We start from the raw sequence: 18,271 nt of genomic DNA on the forward strand, positions 1-18,271 counted from the left end.
TTTTGTTTCATTCAAAATCAATGCCGGCTATAAAAATGATTCTTTCGATGTCTATTTTCGGATCGATTGGATTTTTTTCTGTGCAAACTGGTTTACCGTCTTTTGAATTAGTATTTGTTCGTTGTATTTGTGCGACTTTATTTTTAGCATTATGTTGGTTCGTAACGGGGCAATACAAGAGTGAGAAATGGAACAAAAAAGAAACCATACAAATATTAGCTTGTGGTGTATTTCTCGTTTTTAACTGGGTATTTTTATTTAAAGCGTTTGAAGTCATGTCGATTACAATTGCGATTTCTGTGTATCATCTTGCACCGATCATCGTATTAATGATTGGTAGTATTGTATTTAAAGAGAGGCTTACAGTATTTTCTGTTCTATCAATCATTATTTGTTTTATCGGTACGGTTTTAATAGCTGGAGTAGATGGAAATGTGTCGCTTGAGAAATTAATGTCATCTGGAATGGTGTGGGCGCTTCTTGCAGCTGTATTTTATGCATTTACAACGTTGCTCGGAAAAGGAATTAAGCATACGAGTGCATATGCGATGACATTTCTACAAACATTTTTAGGTATATTTTTACTATTACCATTTATAGATTTCGGGGCGTTTCAAGGGTTATCACAAACTAACTGGACAATGATCCTCGCAACAGGACTTATACATACAGGGTTCGTGTACTACTTATTTTTTGACAGTTTAAGAGAGTTACCAACGAGACTTATTTCTGTATTAGTATTTTTAGATCCTGGCGTCGCAATTTTATTAGATACAGTCTTTACTGGATTCAAACCGACGAGTATGCAAATTGTAGGGATTGTCTTAATATTTGTAGGAATGGCGTTTACTTTTCGAAAGCAGCGAGATGAAAGAGTGCAAGTATGCTCAGAAGCATGATTTATTTCGATAATTAAATAATATTGTAAATATTTGGAGTATTCAATATAATCGAAGGGGAGGCGAATAAAGACAAAGGTGGATGACCAAAATGAAGAAGTTATTAAAAGTAGCTACATCATTAACGTTAATGGGGGGAATATTTGTAAGTGCAAATGGTGCTTCTGCAAATACTGGGGTGAATCAAAAATCTAGTCCTAATATTATTATAGATTTTGATGATTTATCAAAGGATCACTGGGCATATTATGAAATTGTTGAACTAGTGTATGGCCGAATTATGTATGGCTACGGAAATGGGAAATTTGGTGTAGAAGATAATGTAACACGCGAACAAGCAGCAGCAGTACTGTATCGCGCACTAGATTTGAAGCGAAATGTACATATTGAAAATCCATATGGAGATATTGACGGGAAATCAACAATGTTTCCTTACGAAATTCTGCGATTAACAAAGCTCGGTGTTTTTAAAGGAGACGAAAATCAGAACTTCCGTCCAAAAGATACGTTAACTCGTGCGGAACTAGCGCAAGTTTTGGTAAAAGCATATAATCTGAAAGCAAAACGACATCATACATTTACAGACGTATCAGAGGATTATTGGGCAAGAGATGCGATTAGTGGATTGCAATCTAATAATGTTGTAGCAGGAACAGGCGATGGGAAATTTGAACCTGAAATGCTTGTAACACGCGGGCAATTTGCGAAATTCTTAAAAAAGACAATCGATAATTCACCAGGGAAAATGGAATAAATAAGAGCTACATTATATGTAGTAAAAGTACAAGTAGATTATATTTGTACTTTTTTGTATGAAAAGTGAAGCAAAACATACATTTACTGACATACCAGAAAATCATTGGGCTAAAGATTCGATTAGCGCCTTATAGTCTAATAAAGCTATACTTGGGACTGGTAATGGTTCATCCCGCTATTTGTGGGCAGTAAAACTCCCACCTCAAAATTCGGCTGGAGCAAAGAAGTTAGGTGGGAGCCCTGCTGCCCGTAAACGCCCGATTGGTGAAGGCTAATAATCAGTGGGGGATGAACAAAACCCCACTGATTAAAGTTTCACTTTATTTGAGCCAGAAAAACTTGTAACTCGTGAACAGTATGCGAAGTTTTTAAATAATGCAATTCTTAGATTCCACTCAAATGATTAATATATGAAACTGGAAAAAAGCGCAAATATGATATTTGCGCTTTTTTTTGTCGATAAAGTGAAATTTTTATAAGTGAAGGACTTGATTAGTAGATAGTAGAATATTGTATATATAATATCTTTGCAAAAACTTTTGTTTATCCTTTTTGAAAATCAAACAGAGAAACTAGAGCGCAAAGATAAGAATATTTCTTCAAATTCAGAATACCAATTGGAATTGAGAGCGAATTGGCTCACCTAGTAATCTTCAAAATAATAGATGTTAAAAATGCAATATATTACATACAGCTTGCAAATACAGCATATGTAATATGGGAAAAGAATTTAGTCTATTATTTTCCACTTTTAATAAAGTGGAAATGAAGGAGAGAGGACAATGAAGAAAAAAATGTTACGTATAATGGCCGCAGCGACTATTATGGGTGGATTATTGGTAAGTGCAAGTGTACCTAACATAAAAGCAGAAGAGTATCCAGAAATGATTGTATTTGATGATGTTCCAGTAGGCTATTGGGCATATGAAGATATTATGGAAGTGACGTATCATAAAGTTATGCTAGGCTATGGAAATGGAAAGTTTGGTGTAGGTGATAATGTAACCCGTGAACAAGTGGCGGCAGTACTGTATCGCGCACTTAATATAAAGCATGAAGGACCGCTAAAAAATCCTTATAATGATATTTCTGAAAGGTCAACAATGTTTCCAAATGAAATTTTAGCATTAACAGAACGTGGCATTTTTAAAGGTGATGAGAAGGGGAACTTTAGACCTAGAGAAACAATAACACGTGCAGAAGTAGCACAAGTTCTTACACAGACATTTTCATTTGAAGCGCATAAGCAGCATACATTTAAAGATGTACCAAATAATTACTGGGCAAAAAATGCAATTAGTGCACTACAAGCTAATAATGTCATAGTAGGAACAGGGAATGGAAAGTTTGAACCAAATAAAGTTGTAACACGTGAGCAATATGCAACATTTTTAAATAAAGCTATTATTAATTTTTATTTGAAAGATGAATAACATGAAACGGAAGTTGAAAATTAAAATTATATTAATATATCATATTTCTTTTAAAAAAGCGCGGGAATTACGCGCTTTTTTCTTATTTTAAATTGTTTATCTGTATATTTATTCTACTGTCCATAGTTGGGTGACTAGTGTAAATGGGAAAAATAGGTTAATTTTAGTTACTTTTCATGAGGGTAAAGCATGATTTAGTAACTTCATTGTTAACTAAGTGTAAAGAGAAGCATATGAAATACAGTTCACAAATTAGACAAATATTATATAGATAAGTGTATTGTTACTTTTCCAGAAATTCTTTATATTAGAAAAAATATGTTTTTAGGGAGAGAACAAAGTGAAGAAAAAGATTTTAAAAGTAGCAACTGCTTTAACAATTATGGGTGGAGTTGTATTAAGCGCAGAAGGTACTACAGCAAATGCTGAAGTAGCTGTGAAACAACAACAAGCTGCTCCTGTTACATTTAAAGATGTACCGAAAGGGCATTGGTCTTATGAAGCGATCCAAAATCTAGCAGGTTGGGGAATCATTGCTGGTTATGGAGATGGAAGATTCGGTTTTGGTGATAATGTAACACGTGAGCAAGTAGCAGCGTTAATTTATCGTACGATTGATGGGGACCAATACTTTGATGAAGATCATGAGTTTGTGAGTCCATATAACGATATCGTTGATGACAAATCAACAATGTTCCCGATTGAAATTTTAGCATTAACAGAATTAGAAATCTTTAAAGGTGATGGTAGTGGAAACTTCAGACCAAAAGATACGTTAACACGTGCGGAAATGGCACAAATTTTAGCGGAAACATTTGAATTAGAAGTGAAAGGTACGCCAGGATTTAAAGATGTACCTGCAGGACATTGGGCAGCTAAAGCAATTAATGCAGTAGGTTCAAATGGTATTTCAGCAGGTGATGGTTCAGGTAACTTTGCTCCAGGTATGAAAGTAACACGTGAACAATATGCACAGTTCCTATACAAAGCAATTTTAAATGATGAGCAACAATAATTTATGAAAAGAGCCGGTGTTATACAACACCGGCTCTTTTTTTTGCTTAAAATAATAATGGATAAATACAGTTTTGGAAAAAAACTGTTAAATTTTCAAAAAAAACTTCCTTTTCTGAAGATTTGTTATATAATATAAAACATAAAATCAAATCTGTTATAAAACAGTTTAAGAAGGGGATGCTAATATGTCGACGCAAACTTCACGGGTTACACTCGCCGGAGAAATGTTACCAGCGTACAACGAAATATTGACACCTGAGGCGCTTAGTTTTTTAAAGGAATTACATGAAAATTTCAATGAGTGCCGAATAGAACTTTTACAAAAACGTGTAGAGAAACAGAAAAGAATTGATGCAGGGGAGTTTCCGAAGTTTTTAGAAGAAACAAAGCATATACGTGAAGGGGATTGGACAATCGCCCAGCTGCCGAAAGATTTAGAGGATCGCCGCGTGGAGATTACTGGACCGGTGGATAGAAAGATGGTCATTAACGCTTTAAATTCAGGAGCACATCTTTTTATGGCAGACTTTGAAGATTCGAATGCACCAACTTGGAGAAATGCTGTCGAAGGTCAAATTAACTTACGAGATGCGAGTAAGGGAACGATTTCACATAAAAATGAAAACGGAAAAGAATATCGTTTAAATAGTAAAACAGCTGTATTAATTGTGCGTCCGAGAGGGTGGCATTTAGAAGAAAAACATATGCAAGTTGACGGGAAGAATATGTCTGGCAGTTTAGTAGATTTTGGTCTGTACTTTTTCCATAATGCAAAGGAGCTTTTAGCAAAAGGAAGTGGCCCGTACTTTTACTTACCGAAAATGGAAAGTTACTTAGAGGCAAGATTATGGAATGACGTTTTCGTATTTGCTCAAAAGTATATCGGGATTCCGAACGGAACGATTAAAGCTACTGTGTTAATAGAAACGATTCACGCTTCATTTGAAATGGATGAAATTCTGTATGAACTAAGAGATCATTCTGCTGGTTTAAACTGCGGACGATGGGATTATATATTTAGTTTCTTAAAGAGCTTCCGTAATCATAATGGATTTTTACTTCCGGATAGAGCGCAAGTCACGATGACAGCGCCATTTATGCGCGCGTATTCTTTGAAAGTTATTCAAACGTGTCATCGTCGTAACGCGCCAGCAATCGGAGGAATGGCAGCGCAAATCCCAATTAAAAACGATCCAGAAGCAAATGAGGCTGCTTTCGAGAAAGTGCGTGCGGATAAGGAGCGCGAAGCTTTAGACGGTCATGACGGGACTTGGGTTGCCCACCCGGGACTTGTACCGGTTGCAATGGAAGTATTTAATCACATAATGAAAACGCCAAATCAAATTTTTAGAAAGCGTGAAGAAATACGTGTAACAGAAAAGGATTTATTAGAAGTGCCGATGGGAACGATTACAGAAGGTGGTCTTCGTACGAATATTAACGTCGGTATTCAATATATTGCATCTTGGTTAAGCGGGAGAGGAGCAGCTCCTATTTATAACTTAATGGAAGATGCGGCAACAGCGGAAATATCAAGAGCACAAGTATGGCAGTGGATTCGTCATGAGGGCGGGAAGCTAAGTGATGGCCGTGATATCACTTTTAAATTGATGGAAGAATTGAAAGAAGAAGAAATAGTGAAAATAGAAAGAGAGATTGGTAAGGAAGCGTTTAAGAAAGGGAGATTTGAAGAAGCTACAAAACTGTTTACAAACCTTGTTCGTAATAACGAGTTCATGCCGTTTTTAACATTACCGGGTTATGAAATTTTATAAGAAACAAGAAAAGGGGATGGAACATATGAAAAACGAAAGAATTGATAAATTGCAGGAAAGCTGGGAGTTAGATACGCGCTGGAAAGGGATAACACGTCCATATACAGCTGAAGATGTAATTCGTTTGCGCGGATCGATTGATATTGAACATACGTTAGCGCGCTGCGGTGCAGAGAAGCTTTGGAAATCACTTCATACAGAAGATTACATTAATGCACTTGGGGCATTAACAGGAAACCAAGCGATGCAACAAGTGAAAGCAGGTTTAAAAGCAATTTATTTAAGCGGTTGGCAAGTAGCGGCAGATGCAAACCTTTCTGGACATATGTATCCTGACCAAAGCTTATATCCAGCGAACAGTGTACCAGCTGTTGTAAAACGAATTAATCAAACACTTCAACGTGCTGATCAAATTCAGCATATGGAAGGTAGCGGTGATACAGATTATTTTGTCCCAATTGTGGCGGATGCTGAAGCTGGATTTGGTGGACAATTAAACGTATTTGAACTAATGAAAGGGATGATTGAAGCAGGTGCATCTGGCGTGCACTTTGAAGACCAATTATCTTCAGAGAAAAAATGCGGGCATTTAGGCGGAAAAGTATTATTACCGACGCAAACAGCGGTGCGTAATTTAATTTCGGCACGTCTTGCTGCGGATGTAATGGGTGTACCAACAATTATCGTCGCAAGAACAGATGCAGATGCGGCAGATTTAATTACGAGTGATATTGATCCAGTTGATCAAGAGTTTATTACAGGTGAAAGAACGCCAGAAGGGTTTTATCGTACGAAAGCAGGTCTTGATCAAGCAATTGCACGTGGTTTAGCGTATGCGCCGTATGCAGATCTCGTTTGGTGTGAAACGTCGGAGCCAAATTTAGAAGATGCAAAACGCTTTGCGGACGCAATTCATAAGAAATATCCAGGGAAGCTACTCGCTTACAACTGTTCCCCTTCATTTAACTGGAAACAAAAATTAGATGAAAAAACGATTGCAAGCTTCCAAAAAGAAATTGCATCGTACGGTTATAAATTCCAGTTCGTAACGCTTGCTGGATTCCATTCATTAAATTACGGTATGTTTGAATTAGCGCGTGGTTATAAAGAGCGCGGCATGGCAGCGTACTCTGAATTACAACAAGCAGAGTTCACAGCAGAAAAATATGGTTACTCTGCAACGCGCCATCAACGCGAAGTAGGAACAGGATACTTTGATGAAGTAGCACAAGTGATTACAGGCGGTACTTCATCAACGACTGCTCTAAAAGGATCGACAGAAGAAGAACAGTTTACGAAATAAAGATAGAAGTAGGTGCCTGTTATAGGCAGCTACTTCTATTTAAAATATCCAATCCAATATAGTGAATATACCAATAATAGCAGTAAAAAGAAGGAATGCGAATAATGCTAGACAGCCCAATGTAAATAGTTTGTCTTTCCATGTTTCTTCATAATCATCAATTAGTTCCTCTACCACTTTTTTCTGCAATGGCTGTAAAGGATGTTCGGTGTATAGTCCTGTAATAATGCTATGATCTCCTTTGAATTTTAAAGCACGTACAATATGATAAGAGTCGTTTCCCATCGATTTTTCAAATTGTAGACATGCCGCGTGCATAACATCTGTTTTCTCTTTTTCAAGATACCAATACCGTCCAGCCATTTCTGGATATTGTAATGTAAAGTAAATATCACCGAGTTTTTTTCGAAGTTCTAATTCATTCGGATAAGTAGCGATTAATCCGTGTAATCTATCTCTCGCTTTTCCAAGGTTGTTATTTTCAATATCTTTTTCAATTCTCTTTAATGTTTTTTTAGGGATTATTTCTGTCATATACTCCTCCTTATTAGAATAGGTGTGGTTATATTTTATAAGAAATACTAAAATTTAGAAATTTTATTTTTAAAAAGGATTGTACATTCTTTTTCAAGTGTGCTATGATAATACCAGTTGAATAATTAAATTAAGCAATCCATATGTTATCAAGTGCCGAAAACGAACGGAAAAAGTATGTGAGAACTAGTTTATGTTTCGAATTTGATAATGTGTGGATTCTTTTTTTATACATGAAGACTAAATAAAATGTATTTTCTTAGGAGGAAATAATTATGACAGTAACAGGACAAGTAAAATGGTTTAACAACGAAAAAGGCTTCGGTTTCATCGAAGTTCCAGGCGAAAACGATGTATTCGTACATTTCTCTGCAATCGAAACTGAAGGTTTCAAATCTTTAGAAGAAGGCCAAAAAGTTAGCTTCGAAATCGAAGACGGTAACCGTGGACCTCAAGCTAAAAACGTAATCAAACTATAATTTTATAGTTTACGATAGAAAAAAGGATGGCTTATGCCATCCTTTTTTTTGTTTTTGAGATATACGTATTTGAATATAATATTGGTAATAAAGACGAACTTGCTGAGTTTATTAATGTAAACAAAGGAATATGATCGAGAAGCATAACAATAAAGTCATACTTGATGTGTATCGCGGTAATGAGGAAAGTTTGCAGAGCACGATTGAAGAGATAAAGGCGTACGCGAAAACTTATGAAAATGATAAAGTGACAGTAATTGATTTGAAGAAATCTCATTCTCATGTTTTAGATGAGGAGCGATATATAATCTTATTACAAATTGAAAGAGATATAGAGAATATTGGGCGGAAATATGAATATGAAGAAGAAAAAATAGTGGTTTTTTTGAGGATGAAGAAGAGTAAACAAAATGATAAATGCATTTTTACATGTAGAATCCTCTTTTTATATAATTAATTTCCTTATTATTGATATATTATAATTAATATATTTATAGTATGTTTGATAAATGATAAACATTTGTAAAGAAACGTAGAATGTAAACCATTTCCTTTTTACAGGTGCTACAATTATTTATGCAGCTGCTACTATAAATGGAAAATGAAGAAGGAGATAGGAGACTATGGAAAGTAAAGTAGAACGTTATGTCGAAAACTATGTTGTAAGCAAAAACACAATGGCCTTACTTCCTGTTGTTCTAGGTGAAAAGAAAGTTGTTACGCGAATTGTTGAAATGGAAGATTCTTTTTTCGTATTTCAAAAGCCTCTTGATATTATAGAGAGAAGTTGCCGGAAACATGGTTCTAGTTTCTTTGGAAGAAAAGAAGGAACGAAGGAGTTAACTCGTATTACACATAAAGCTCCTATCGCAATTAGCCCCACAGATCAACTTTATTTTTTCCCTACGTATTCTTATTCTCGAAAAGAGTGTGCGTGGTTGTCTCATTTTCATATTGAAAGTAATAGAGAATTAAAAGATGGAAATCTTATTATTAGATTTATAAATGGTTTCTCTGTGAAATTAGAAATATCAAAAAGTAGCTTTGAAAATCAGCAAAACCGTACAGCGAAATTACGGACAGAATATGAAGACCGTAAGAAAAAACAAGGAAATCCTTGCTTTAAAGAGATTGATAAAAATGAAGAATCTAAATTAACACCAGCATATGAGAAAGTGTATTTTGTGAAGGAAGGCGAAGTGTGAGAGGATGGGGAGACCCCCATCCTTTTTATTTGTCCGTTTTTGTCGGAAAGTCGATTAATTTGAAAAACCGCCGGTATAATTTCATTTTCCGAAAAAATCATCAAAAAATATTGTTCCTCAAACAACCAAACGTATAACAAGCCTTGTCGAATATTGATAGATTATCATAGCATAATAATGAAGGGATTTTAATGAAAGGTATGGAAACTTAATAATTACATCTCCATATGTCATATCTACCATTTCCTCTTTCATTTAAGCAATGATACAGTAGAGGTAGTAATTAGAGTAAAGGGGTAAAGTGTAGAATGGATTTTCAGACAATCAAAGAATATTTTTCACCAGAAAATATGGATCATATTGTTGAAAGTTATCGTGCGTTCGGACCGCTTCTCGGTATTGGTTTACCGATGATAGAGGCGCTTATTCCGGCATTGCCACTCATTGTGTTTGTGCTGGCAAATGCTGTTGCATTTGGCTTTTGGTTCGGTTTTCTTTATTCATGGCTTGGGTCAGTAATTGGTGCAATGCTTGTATTTTTCATTATTCGCAGCTTTGGACGCAGTCGTTTCTTTTCTTTTGTAAATAAGCACGAGAGAGTGCGAAAAGCGATGGGATGGATTGAAAGAAAAGGGTTCGCGCCAATCTTTGTTATATTTTGTTTTCCGTTTACACCGTCTGCGCTTATAAACGTTGTCGCTGGTTTATCTCGCGTTAGCGTAAAACAGTTTGGACTAGCATTAGCATTCGGAAAACTTGTTATGATTTTTATTTTAACGTATATCGGTCATGATTTAGTGTCATTTATTCATAAGCCGGTGAAATCGGTTATTGTTGGTATTGTTATTTTTATTTTATGGTATGTCGGTAAAAAAATTGAAGTAAAGTTAGAACTACATTAGGAAAAGTCTTCTTTGTAAAGATAAGCTTCATTATTAAAGGGTGAGGGGAGAAGCGAATGAAGAAAACTTTGAAAAAAGAAGGGCTAGAGTGGATAAGAACAATTTTAATTGGTGTACTGTTAGCTGTATTTTTTCGAACGTTTTTCTTTTCAACGTACGTTGTAGAGGGGAAGTCAATGATGCCGACATTGCAAGATGGCAATATGCTCGTTGTGAATAAGGTGAGTTATCAAGTAGGGGACTTGAACAGATTTGACGTTGTTGTGTTTCATGCGAATAAAAAAGAGGACTATGTAAAGCGAATTATCGGTTTACCTGGGGATCATATTGAATATAAGCATGATAAGTTGTATATAAACGGTCAATTTATTGATGAGCCTTATTTAGAAAGGTATAAGAAAGAGATAAATGGAAGGCAACTAACAGGTGATTTTACATTAGAAGAGTTAACGAAAGAAAAGTTTGTACCATCTGATTCTATTTTTGTAGTTGGTGACAACCGCCTCGGTAGCTGGGATAGTAGGCACTTCGGTTTTGTAAAAGCTGATACAGTTGTCGGTAAAGTTGATTTACGATATTGGCCGATTCGAGAGGTACAAACGAATTTTTCAAAAGGCTGATATAATAAAATTAAGTATAAGGAAAAGACAAACAGCTGAGTTTGTCTTTTTTATCGTCCTATAATACAATTGTGATAGCAAACTAACGTTCGTTATGTAAGTGAAAGGTGGGGTTACATGTCACTTCGATTGGTGATTGGTAGAGCGGGAAGTGGAAAAAGTACACTTTGTTTACACGAAGTGCAAGAAGAGTTAAAGCAGCGCCCGAGAGGGGAAACAATATTATATCTTGTGCCAGAACAGATGACATTCCAAACGCAGCAGGCGTTAATTGGAAGTGAGGATGTAAGAGGTTCTATTCGGGCACAAGTTTTTAGTTTTTCGCGATTAGCATGGAAGGTGCTACAAGAAGTTGGCGGAGCGAGTCGTCTTCATATTGATGAAGCCGGTGTACATATGTTACTTCGTAAAATTGTAGAATCTCGTAAAGATGGACTATCTGTGTTTCAAAAAGCAGCGGAGCAAAACGGTTTCTTTGAACATCTTGGTAGTATGATTGCGGAGTTTAAACGTTACAATGTGACGCCTTCTAACGTATATGAAATGTGGCAACAATTAGACACGCATAGCAGTAGTGCAGAGCAAAAGCTACTAGCGAATAAAGTGTATGATTTACAATTACTATATGATGATTTTGAACGTGCTTTAATCGGAAGATATTTAGATTCAGAAGACTATTTACAATTGCTAGTGGAAAAGCTTCCGCAGTCTGAATATGTAAAAGGTGCGGAAATTTATATAGATGGATTTCATTCATTCTCCCCGCAAGAGCTAGAAATTTTAAGACAGCTCATGATTTGCGGAGCGAGAGTCACGATCACGTTAACGATAGATGAAAAAACGTTAGCGCAGCCAGTGAATGAACTGGATTTATTTTTTGAAACGACGTTAACATATGAAAAAATAAAACAAGTAGCGCGTGAAGAGAAAATAGAAATTGAAAAAACAATTCCACTTATGGAACAGCCGCGTTTTCATTCGCCAGCATTAGCTCATTTAGAAGCGCGTCCGAATGAGAAATTTAACGGTGAAGCAAGTGTAACGATTCGTACAGCCGCTAATTTACGAGCTGAAGTAGAAGGTGTTGCTCGTGAAATTCGTAGACTTGTCGCAGATGAAAAGTATCGTTACCGCGACATTGCAGTCCTTCTTCGTAACGGGGAAAGTTATTACGATGTGATGCGAACGTTATTTACAGATTATAATATCCCGCATTTCATCGATGAAAAACGCCCGATGTCACATCATCCGTTAGTAGAATGCATTCGTTCTGCTTTAGAGATTATTAGCGGGAATTGGCGTTATGATGCGGTGTTTCGCTGCGTGAAAACAGAGCTTTTATATCCATTAGACGTAAGAAAAGAAGCGATGCGCGAAGAGATGGATGAGTTTGAAAACTACTGTTTAGCGTACGGTGTACAAGGGAAGAGATGGACTTCTGAAGATCCGTGGATGTATCGCCGCTATCGTTCGCTTGACGATACGGACGGGATGATAACAGACATTGAACGTGAAATGGAAGAGAAAATAAATCGACTGCGTGACGTTGTAAGAACGCCTGTTATTCGCATGCAAAAAAGATTAAAACGTGCGGGAACAGTTATGCAAATGTGCGAAGCGGTTTACTTATTTTTAGAAGAACTTGACGTTCCGAAGAAGTTAGAAGCATTACGTATTCGTGCAGAAGAAAGCGGAGATTTCTTATTTGCGACAGACCATGAGCAAGTATGGGAAGAAGTGATGAGCCTTCTTGATACGTTCGTTGAGATGCTTGGCGAAGAGAAGATGTCCCTGTCTATGTTTACTGATGTAATGACGACAGGTCTTGAGGCACTTCAATTTGCGAACATTCCGCCGTCGCTAGATCAAGTGTTAGTTGCTAATATTGATCATTCTAGATTATCAGATGTTAAAGCGACATTCATTATTGGCGTAAACGAAGGAGTGATTCCAGCAGCGCCTATGGATGAAGGTATGCTTTCTGATGAGGAAAGAAATGTTCTGACCGCTGCAGGTATCGAATTAGCGCCAACGACGAGACAAACTTTATTAGAAGAACAGTTCGTTATGTATCAAATGGTGACGAGAGCATCTGAGAAGTTATACATTTCCTGTCCGCTTGCGGATGAAGAAGGAAAGACGTTACTTGCTTCTAGTTTTATTAAGAAAATAAAAAGAATGTTCCCTGATGTGAAAGAATCGTTTATTACGAATGATGTAAATGACTTATCGCGTTCGGAACAAATCTCATATGTAGCAACGCCAGAAGTAACGTTGTCTTACGTAATGCAGCAACTGCAGACGTGGAAGCGATACGGATTTGAAGGCAATTTAGACTTTTGGTGGGATGTATATAATTTCTACGTAACTTCAGATGAATGGAAACAAAAAAGTAGCCGCGTGTTATCAAGTTTATTCTACCGAAATCGTGCGCAGAAATTAAGTACAGCTGTAAGTAGAGATTTATATGGAGATACAATTAAGGGAAGCGTTTCTCGTATGGAACTATTTAATCGCTGTGCGTACGCTCATTTTGCTCAGCACGGTTTATCGCTAAGAGAGCGTGATATTTTCAAACTTGATGCGCCAGATATCGGTGAGTTATTCCACGCAGCGCTGAAGAGAATTGCAGACAAGCTATTACGTGAAAATCGTACTTGGGCGGATTTATCAATAAAAGAGTGTGAGCACCTTTCTGCTTTAGTAATAGAAGAAATTGCACCGTTATTACAAAGACAAATTTTATTAAGTTCGAACCGTCATTTCTATTTAAAACAAAAACTACAACAAATCATTTTCCGTACGTCACTTATTCTTCGTGAACATGCAAAGTCGAGTGGGTTTGTACCAGTTGATTTAGAAGTACCGTTCGGTATGGGCGGGACTGGATCGCTTCCGCCAATGGAATTTGCGTTGCCAAATGGTGTGAAGATGGAAGTAGTTGGCCGTATTGACCGTGTTGATAAGGCGGAAGATGAGAGTGGTACGTTCCTTCGTATTATTGACTATAAATCAAGTTCGAAAGCGTTAGATTTAACAGAAGTGTATTATGGACTCGCACTTCAAATGTTAACGTATTTAGATGTTGTTACTTCCAATGCACATACGTGGATGAAAAAGGGCAGTACTGCATCACCGGCGGGTGTATTGTATTTCCATATTCATAACCCAATTGTTGAGATGAAAGGCGATGCATCTGAAGAAGAAATTGAGAAAGAAATTTTAAAGAAATTTAAAATGAAAGGGCTCGTACTAGGAGATGCTGACGTTGTGCGTTTAATGGATAATAAACTTTCAACAGGAAGCTCTGATATTATTTCTGCTGGTTTGAAAAAAGATGGTAGTTTTAGTGCGCGTTCTAGCATTGCAAGTGAACAAGAGTTTAACGTACTTCAAAAATATGTACACCACTCGTTTGAAAATATCGGAAAAGATATTACAGAAGGTGTTATCGATATTGCTCCTTACAAAAAGGGGAATAAAGCGGCATGTACGTTCTGTAACTTCAAATCTGTTTGTCAATTTGATGAATCACTTGAAGATAACCAATTCCGTACATTAAAAGATATGAAAGATAGCGAAGCAATGGAGAAAATTAGAGAGGAGGTTGGCGGAGAATGATAGAAAATTGGCCTCAGAAACCAGAAGGTAGTCAATGGACAGATGACCAGTGGAAAGCGGTTGTAGCGAACGGACGTGATATTTTAGTCGCAGCGGCAGCTGGATCTGGGAAAACAGCAGTATTAGTTGAACGTATTATTAAAAAGATTATAAGTGAGGAAAATCCAGTCGATGTCGACCGCCTGCTCGTTGTAACATTTACGAATGCAGCGGCGCAAGAAATGAAAAATCGAATTGGGGAAGCGTTAGAAAAAGTATTAATTGATGGGCCAGGTTCACAGCATATAAGAAAGCAGCTTAGCTTATTAAATAAAGCTTCCATTTCTACAATTCATTCATTTTGTTTACAAGTAATTAGAGGATACTATTACATGCTTGATGTTGATCCGCGTTTCCGTATTGCGAATCAAACGGAAAATGAGTTATTAAAAGAAGAAGTGCTAGATGACATATTAGAGGAAGAATATGGAATCGAAAATAATAGTATTTTCTTTGAATTAGTTGATCGTTATACGAGTGACCGTAGTGACGATGACTTACAACGAATGATTTTAGCGCTTCATACAGAATCAAGAGCGCATCCAAACCCGGAGAAGTGGCTTGATAAATTAGTAGAAGCATACGACGTTGAAGGAAAGACGATTGAAGATTTAGTGTACGCTTCTTACTTATTAGAAGATGTGAAATTCCAGCTTGAAACAGCGGAAGAGCATATTCGTAAGGCGACTGAACTCGCAATGCTTCCTGATGGTCCAGCGCCTCGCGTCGAAACTTTACAAACAGATTTAGCTTTACTTGGAACGTTATCCTCAGCAGCTCGTGGGTCGTGGACAAGCGTTTATGAAGCGATGCAAAATGTATCGTGGCAAACATTAAAGCGTATTAAGAAAAGTGATTACAACGAAGATGTTGTAAAACAAGTAGATTCTCTTCGTAATAAAGCGAAAGATGAAGTGAAGAAATTACAGGAAGAATTATTTAGCCGTAGACCAGAAAGTTTCTTACGAGATTTTCAAGATATGCATCCTGTATTAGAAAAACTCGTGAAGCTTGTAAAAGTATTTACAGATCGTTTCCAAGCGATTAAGCGAGATAAAGGAATGGTCGATTTCACAGATTTAGAGCATTTCTGTTTGCAAATTTTAAGCGAACAAAGTGAAAACGGTGAAATGAAGCCGTCAGCAGTAGCACTTCAATATCGTAATAAATTTGCTGAAGTACTAGTCGATGAATATCAAGATACGAACTTCGTACAGGAATCAATTATTAAATTCGTAACGAAAGATTCTGAGAGTGAAGGAAACTTGTTCATGGTTGGTGACGTAAAACAGTCAATCTATCGTTTCCGACTAGCAGAGCCTGGTTTATTCTTAGGAAAATATAAACGTTTCACACAAGAAGGATTGGACGGCGGAATGAAGATTGACTTAGCGAAAAACTTCCGTAGCCGTCATGAAGTGCTAGCAGGTACGAACTTTATCTTTAAACAAATTATGGGCGAAGAAGTCGGAGAAATCGATTATGATGCTGACGCTGAATTAAAGCTAGGTGCTAGCTATCCAGAAGGTGAAGATGTAGCAGCAGAACTACTATGCATTCAGCAAACGGAAGAAGAAGTGCAAGACGGAGAAGAAGGTGCAGAAGTAGAAAAAGCGCAGCTTGAAGCTCGTCTTATGGCGCAGCGTATTAAAGCGATGGTTGATTCAGGTTATGAAGTGTATGACCGTAAAACTGATAGTATGCGCCAAGTGCAATACCGTGATTTCGTTATTTTACTTCGCTCTATGCCGTGGGCACCGCAAATTATGGAAGAGTTAAAACTACAAGGAATTCCAGTATATGCTGACCTTGCGACTGGTTACTTTGAAGCGACAGAAGTAAATATTATGATGAACGTATTCCGCGTTATTGATAATCCAATGCAAGATATTCCGCTTGCAGCTGTACTTCGTTCACCGATCGTTGGATTAAATGACGAAGAACTTGCGACGCTTCGTGCTCATGGAAAGAAAGGCTCGTTTTATGAAGTGATGAGCTCATTCTTAAAAGGAGCGCCGCTTGAAGAAGAACAAGAACTGCATGATAAATTAGAGTGGTTTTATAACTTACTGCAAGGGTGGCGTGAATTTGCGCGTCAACAATCTCTTTCCGATTTAATTTGGAAAGTGTACGGTGAGACAGGTTATTACGACTTTGTCGGCGGTTTACCAGCCGGAAAGCAAAGGCAGGCAAATTTACGCGTACTATATGACCGCGCACGACAATATGAAGCAACATCGTTTAGAGGATTATTCCGCTTCTTACGCTTTATTGAGCGTATTTTAGAACGCGGAGATGATATGGGAACGGCGAGAGCTCTCGGAGAACAAGAAGATGTTGTTCGCATTATGACGATTCATAAAAGTAAAGGGCTAGAGTTCCCTGTTGTATTTGTAGCTGGACTTGGTCGTCGTTTTAATACACAAGATTTAATGAAGCGTTTCTTACTTCATAAAGATTTCGGTTTCGGTTCACAATTTATCGATCCTCGTAAACGAATTAAATATACGACATTATCGCAACTAGCGATTAAGCGTAAAATGAAGATGGAATTAATTGCGGAAGAAATGCGTGTACTATACGTAGCGTTAACACGTGCGAAAGAGAAGTTAATTTTAATCGGAACAGTTAAGGATGCCAATAAGGAAATGGAAAAATGGCTCGATGCAAGAGAGCATAGTGAATGGTTATTACCAGATCATATACGTGCCGGAGCGTCATGTTATTTAGATTGGATTGCACCTTCATTGTATAGACACCGTGATAGTGAAATGCTTCTTGAGTTAGGACAAGGAAATATTCCAGGCGAAATTTATGAATATAGTGCGAGCTGGAAAGTGGAAGTTGTTGAAGGAAAAGATTTACTTGCACCAGAACCAGTTCAAGAAGAGAAACAAGAATTGCTAGAAGCGCTTCGTGATAAAAAAGCTGTTCCGTTAGAAAGTGAACGAAAAGAAGAAGTGTATGACAGATTAATGTGGGAATACGGGTATGAGGATGCAACATCTCATCGTGCGAAACAGTCTGTTACAGAAATAAAGAGAAATTATCAATCTGAAGAAGGTAGCGATAACGCCTTTATTAAAAAACTTCGTGCACCAATTAAAACACGTCCGCGCTTTATGGAGAAAAAAGGACTAACGTACGCAGAGCGAGGGACAGCAGTCCATGCCGTTATGCAGCATGTAGATTTGAAGAAACCAATTACGATTGAAGTTCTTCAAGAACAAATTGCTGGAATGGTAAATAAGGAATTATTAACATTCGAACAAGCTGAAGAAATAGCGATTGAAAAAGTAATTTCATTCTTTGACAGTGACTTAGGTAAAAGGGTATTAGCAGCAAAAAGTGTTGAACGTGAAGTACCATTTACGATGATGCTTTCAGCAGAAGAGGCGTATCAAGATTGGCAAGGTAAGAGCGACGAATCGATACTTGTCCAAGGGGTTATCGACTGCATGATCGAAGAGGAGGACGGAATTACTTTAATCGACTTTAAAACAGATACGATTGAAGGAAAGTTCCCAGGCGGATTTGATCAAGCGAAACCAACCTTAGAAGACCGATATAAAGTACAGCTTTCACTATATGCAAAAGCGATCGAGAAAAGCTTAAAACATCCTGTGAAAGAGAAATGTTTATATTTCTTTGATGGGAATCATGTTGTAAATATTGAGGAATAGAGCTT

13 protein-coding genes and 2 pseudogenes are annotated in these 18,271 nt (G+C 37.1%); 14 read left to right on the forward strand and 1 reads right to left on the reverse strand.

The window, feature by feature from the left end; translation table 11 throughout:
* The first annotated feature begins 2 nt into the window (after positions 1–2).
* From FT637_RS06515 to aceA, 7 genes and pseudogenes are all read left to right on the forward strand, one after another.
* Positions 3–899: a DMT family transporter gene (locus tag FT637_RS06515; protein WP_193645617.1), complete on the forward strand. Its 897-nt coding sequence runs from the start codon at positions 3–5 to the stop codon at positions 897–899.
* Between the two features lie 82 nt (positions 900–981).
* Positions 982–1,653, forward strand: a complete 672-nt coding sequence (locus tag FT637_RS06520) for an S-layer homology domain-containing protein (protein ID WP_193645618.1) — start codon at positions 982–984, stop codon at positions 1,651–1,653.
* A 67-nt stretch (positions 1,654–1,720) separates the two neighbouring features.
* Positions 1,721–1,786 (forward strand): annotated as a pseudogene (locus tag FT637_RS29825) (S-layer homology domain-containing protein); the annotation flags it as partial.
* A gap of 651 nt (positions 1,787–2,437) precedes the next feature.
* Positions 2,438–3,088, forward strand: coding sequence for an S-layer homology domain-containing protein (locus FT637_RS06525; protein WP_193645619.1), 651 nt, complete (start codon positions 2,438–2,440; stop codon positions 3,086–3,088).
* Positions 3,089–3,428: 340 nt separating this feature from the next.
* The gene (locus tag FT637_RS06530) at positions 3,429–4,103 is read left to right on the forward strand and encodes an S-layer homology domain-containing protein (RefSeq protein WP_193645620.1); all 675 of its coding nucleotides are present in this window, start codon (positions 3,429–3,431) and stop codon (positions 4,101–4,103) included.
* Positions 4,104–4,290: 187 nt separating this feature from the next.
* A complete protein-coding gene (gene aceB / locus FT637_RS06535; RefSeq protein ID WP_193645621.1) occupies positions 4,291–5,880 on the forward strand; it encodes a malate synthase A in 1,590 nt (529 codons plus the stop codon).
* A gap of 25 nt (positions 5,881–5,905) precedes the next feature.
* Complete coding sequence (gene aceA / locus FT637_RS06540; protein WP_193645622.1) at positions 5,906–7,183, forward strand: isocitrate lyase; 1,278 nt, start codon at positions 5,906–5,908, stop codon at positions 7,181–7,183.
* 39 nt (positions 7,184–7,222) lie between these two features.
* Here the strand turns inward: aceA and FT637_RS06545 are convergent, their stop codons facing one another.
* The gene (locus FT637_RS06545) at positions 7,223–7,717 is read right to left on the reverse strand and encodes a DUF6584 family protein (RefSeq protein ID WP_193645623.1); all 495 of its coding nucleotides are present in this window, start codon (positions 7,715–7,717) and stop codon (positions 7,223–7,225) included.
* A gap of 275 nt (positions 7,718–7,992) precedes the next feature.
* Between FT637_RS06545 and cspA the strand changes: the two genes are divergently transcribed.
* From cspA to addA, 7 genes and pseudogenes are all read left to right on the forward strand, one after another.
* Positions 7,993–8,196, forward strand: coding sequence for an RNA chaperone/antiterminator CspA (gene cspA, locus FT637_RS06550; protein ID WP_098858291.1), 204 nt, complete (start codon positions 7,993–7,995; stop codon positions 8,194–8,196).
* Positions 8,197–8,326: 130 nt separating this feature from the next.
* Positions 8,327–8,601 (forward strand): annotated as a pseudogene (locus tag FT637_RS06555) (hypothetical protein).
* Between the two features lie 218 nt (positions 8,602–8,819).
* Positions 8,820–9,401: a competence protein ComK gene (locus FT637_RS06560; RefSeq protein ID WP_193645624.1), complete on the forward strand. Its 582-nt coding sequence runs from the start codon at positions 8,820–8,822 to the stop codon at positions 9,399–9,401.
* A gap of 308 nt (positions 9,402–9,709) precedes the next feature.
* Complete coding sequence (locus FT637_RS06565) at positions 9,710–10,303, forward strand: TVP38/TMEM64 family protein (RefSeq protein ID WP_193645625.1); 594 nt, start codon at positions 9,710–9,712, stop codon at positions 10,301–10,303.
* Between the two features lie 56 nt (positions 10,304–10,359).
* On the forward strand, positions 10,360–10,923 hold the full coding sequence (gene lepB, locus FT637_RS06570) for a signal peptidase I (protein ID WP_193645626.1): 564 nt from the start codon (positions 10,360–10,362) through the stop codon (positions 10,921–10,923).
* A 117-nt stretch (positions 10,924–11,040) separates the two neighbouring features.
* Positions 11,041–14,544 carry a helicase-exonuclease AddAB subunit AddB gene (gene addB, locus FT637_RS06575; RefSeq protein WP_193645627.1) on the forward strand — a complete coding sequence of 1,168 codons (3,504 nt, stop codon included), beginning with the start codon at positions 11,041–11,043 and terminating at the stop codon, positions 14,542–14,544.
* Positions 14,541–18,266: a helicase-exonuclease AddAB subunit AddA gene (gene addA / locus FT637_RS06580; RefSeq protein WP_193645628.1), complete on the forward strand. Its 3,726-nt coding sequence runs from the start codon at positions 14,541–14,543 to the stop codon at positions 18,264–18,266. Before addB ends, addA begins: the two co-directional genes overlap by 4 nt.
* Positions 18,267–18,271: the final 5 nt, after the last annotated feature.

This window comes from Bacillus cereus, from assembly GCF_015071065.1.
Lineage (GTDB): Bacteria > Bacillota > Bacilli > Bacillales > Bacillaceae_G > Bacillus_A > Bacillus_A cereus_BA.